Here is a 3,816-nt window from a genome sequence, read left to right on the forward strand (position 1 = left end):
GAAGCGAAAATTGTTCAATTTTCAACTTCTGGTCTACTCCCAAATACTATTTTCTGCTTTTTGTTATTTGTATTCTATCAAAACATCATTATTAAATGTGTTTGAGCATAATCCAATCAATATCAACTTGATTACCAGCCAAAAAGCGATGTTCCCCTACGTGTTCAAAGCCATGGTTTTGATAAAATGCTTTAGCCGCTTCATTATGTTCCCAAACGCCCAACCAAATGCTCTTTTTACCTAAAGCACGGGCTCTGGTTTCAGCTAATTGCATTAATTGTTTACCGTAGCCATTGCGTTTATGTTCCTTTAAAACATAGATTCTTTGAACTTCTAACGTTTCTTCCCCCATCGGCTCCGTTTGAGCAGCTTCAATATTAAGCTTTAAATAAGCAACAATCTCTCCATCTGTTTCTAATAAATAAACTTCCGATAAAGGATTTTCTAGTTCTTGTTTTAAAGTGTCTAAATTATATGCTTCTTTAAAATAAAGTGCCAAATTTTCATCAGAAGTATTTTGATGAAAGGTATCCCTGTAGGTTGCAATCGCAACTTCTCTTAGATTAGGTAAGTCTTTAACTTCACATTTTCTAATCATTCGTATCACTTGTCAATTGAATAAACTCTTCAATCATGTTTTCATATTCTTTTAGAGCTGATGCCCAGAAATCTTTGGTTGTCACATCGATACCCATTTTAGCTGCGGTCTCTTCAACAGTCCCAACAGTTGTAGCATAAAGCATCTCACGATACTTTTCAACAAAGCCAGTTGGATCATTTTGATATTGCACATAAAGACCTTTCGCAAATAATCCCCCAAAGGCATATGGGAAATTATAATAACTTAAACCGGTTGAATAATAGTGTCCTTTACATAACCACATAAATGGATGACGGAATTCAGGGTCTAAACCTTCACCATATGATTGGTCTTGAGCTTCCAACATAATCGCTTCTAAATCTTTTGAGAATAAAAATGAATCTTGACGTTTTTCAAAAACAGTCGTCTCGAAGATATAACGTGATAAAATATCGACTACAATTTGCGCTACATCACTAATTAATGATTCCAATAAACCGATTTTTTCCTTATCATTAGCTTCAGCGATAACGGTGTTCATAATGATATTTTCATTAAAAGTAGAAGCTGTTTCTGCCACTGGCATCGTATAAGAACGATTTAATGGTAAATGTTCCTGAATAATCGAGCCATGATAAGCATGACCTAATTCATGCGCCATGGTGACGACATTACGTAAATTACCGTCAAAGTTCATTAAAATACGTGATTGTTTAATTGGTGTTAAATTCGAACAAAATGCGCCACCTACTTTTCCTTTACGTGGGAATAAATCAACATATTCTTTATCAAAAACTTCAGTCGTCAATTCAGCCAAGTCAGGCGCAAATTTATTAAAATGCTCAACTAAATATTCTTTCATTTCATCAACCGTAAATTTCTTAGCTACTGATTCCCCAATCGGAGCGAATAGTTCATAAAATGGTAATCCATTTGCATAACCTAATAAACCGGCTTTATGTTTAAAATATTTTTGGAATGACGGTAAAGCATCTTTTATAGCTGCAATTAAGGCATCTAAAGTCGCTTTTGACATACGAGATTGTTCCAAAGTCACCTCTAATGCACTCTCATAACTTCTTAAACGAGAAATATCATTGACTTGTGATTTAATATTATTAAGTGCAAAAGCAACTGGTTCTTTAATTGATTCATACATCGCTAATTCCGCTTCATAAGCCGCTTTACGTGTCGCTGAATCATCTGCATAAGCTAAATTACGAATATCACTTAATGTCAAACTTTCACCATTAAATTCCGTTTCAACCGTTGAGGTTAAAAAGCTTTGTAATTGACTCCAAGACTGTCCAGCACTCAAATTCATGGTCGCAATCACTTCTTCAACTTCATCTGATAACAAATGAGTGGCTTGTTGTTTTAGTTCTGCAAATAAAAATTGATACTGTGTCAATTTTTCATCTTGGGTAATATCCGTTTCAATATTACCTAAAAACTTGTCTATACGCGCATTGGTTTTGGCATGATTAGAAAGTAATTTTCTTAGTTTTGCGATAGCTGTCAAACTTGGTTCATGCGTCGTGTTAGTTGATAATTGCAAACTTGAAAAGGCATAAAGTTTACGTGTTAAATCAGATTGAATCTCTAATAAATCAATGACCTTTTTAATTGTCGATAAATTATCTGTTAATTCCATATTAGACAATTGGTTGAGTGTTTCCTCAAGTTTTGTATAATCTGATCGGTATTCAGGTGTATCATATCCTAAATATAATTCTTTTAATGACCATTGGCCGTTCATTCGATCACTCCTTCATAAAAGTTTAGTTCTATTATACATTTTTTTGAAAGAAAAAACATTTTTTAGAATTATTTTACTTAGTTAATGATTAAAAATGGGAGTTGCCAAGAAGTATAAAATCGTATGATTTTCGTTTCGTCTGGTCACCCCCGTACAGTTGAAAGTTGTCCGTAAGTAAAAAATTGAATGATTTTCGCTTCGTCTGCCTACTCCCATTTAGTTAATCCAATGTAATCATCAACCGTTATATGTTCCTAATGATTCATTAATTTTAATGATTTAATTGATCCGCTAAAATTTGTCCGGCATTCCAATCTGCAGGATAAAATGTTGGCCAATTATCCATCTCTTCTAGCAACTCATCATGACTGATGTCAGCCATATAAATATGATAATGAGTTAAGTCTGGCGTTGGACTAATGTTATGGTCAGAAAATTGGATAGATTGTGGTGCTTCTTCATCGCCAGATTCTTTAGTATATAAATAACGAACTCCACGATTTCCTTTCTCATAAGTAAGTATTTTATAGCCATCATATTTATAAGTACCTGTTACTGTTTTATCACCAGTGGTAAAACTCATTTGATTATCTTTGATAACAATTTTTTCAACGTCCGTTGTATATCCTGTTTGGTAATAATCTGTATATTCTTCAGCCGACATGGTAGCACCCTCTTTACGTGCCTTCATCTCCATTACTGGTGTTAAGGTACCATCTTCTAAATATGGTAATACAGATTGCCATTCACCTGCCCAATCTTCTAAAGTACGATCTTCAACTTGATCATCTTCAAAATATCCGTTATAAATATTTTGCTTCTGCTCATATTCTTCTGCTAATTCAGGATGAGCAACTAACTGTTCATCGGCGGCTTTAATTTGTGCCTCGGTTAATTCACTAGCATCTATTTTGTGATAATGGTCGCCATGAATTAAAATATAAGCGTCACCTTCTTTTGCTACAACAGCTGAAGCATCAAATTCAAATTCATGATCGTGGTCGTGATGTTCTTCTTCCTCGGACATTTGCGAACTATTTTCTTCTGCTCTAATCGTCAATGCTGGATGATGCATTAATTCAACACCTGCTACTAATGATAAGATTAACATGCTACTCATTAACTTTTTCTTCAAAATAATTCCTCCTCAAATAATGTAATTATTACTTTTTAGATTTTATGATAATAAAAACGATCTGTCAAGACAAATCGTAATTATTTCTTTTAATTAACATTTTTTGAATTCGTTCTCTCGTTTAAATAAATCATTAACTGACCATTGAGGGTGGTCAAAAATTTGGAAAATTTAGTTAAGATTATTGTTCGTTAATTAATAGCACAGGGGGTGAGTGGCCTCAAACTCTGTGTCTTAATAAGATTGAACATAAATCTAAAAAATTCAGTGCTTATTCATTAGCAGCGCAAGGGGGCTGGGCATAAACTTTGTAAATTTAGTTAAGATTATTGTTCATTAATT

At 33.6% G+C, this 3,816-nt stretch carries 3 protein-coding genes; all 3 read right to left on the reverse strand.

Features of this window, described 5'->3' with window-relative positions; all coding sequences use genetic code 11:
* Window positions 1–91: 91 nt before the first annotated feature.
* On the reverse strand, window positions 92–598 hold the full coding sequence (locus HMPREF2811_RS08190) for a GNAT family N-acetyltransferase (protein WP_071408907.1): 507 nt from the start codon (window positions 596–598) through the stop codon (window positions 92–94).
* Window positions 591–2,339: a M3 family oligoendopeptidase gene (locus HMPREF2811_RS08195; RefSeq protein ID WP_071408908.1), complete on the reverse strand. Its 1,749-nt coding sequence runs from the start codon at window positions 2,337–2,339 to the stop codon at window positions 591–593. The genes HMPREF2811_RS08190 and HMPREF2811_RS08195 overlap by 8 nt, the downstream gene beginning before the upstream one ends.
* 271 nt (window positions 2,340–2,610) lie before the next feature.
* Window positions 2,611–3,474, reverse strand: coding sequence for a ZinT/AdcA family metal-binding protein (locus tag HMPREF2811_RS08200; protein WP_084802070.1), 864 nt, complete (start codon window positions 3,472–3,474; stop codon window positions 2,611–2,613).
* Window positions 3,475–3,816 lie beyond the last annotated feature (342 nt).

It is taken from the genome of Globicatella sp. HMSC072A10, from assembly GCF_001811625.1.
In the GTDB taxonomy this organism is placed as follows: domain Bacteria; phylum Bacillota; class Bacilli; order Lactobacillales; family Aerococcaceae; genus Globicatella; species Globicatella sanguinis.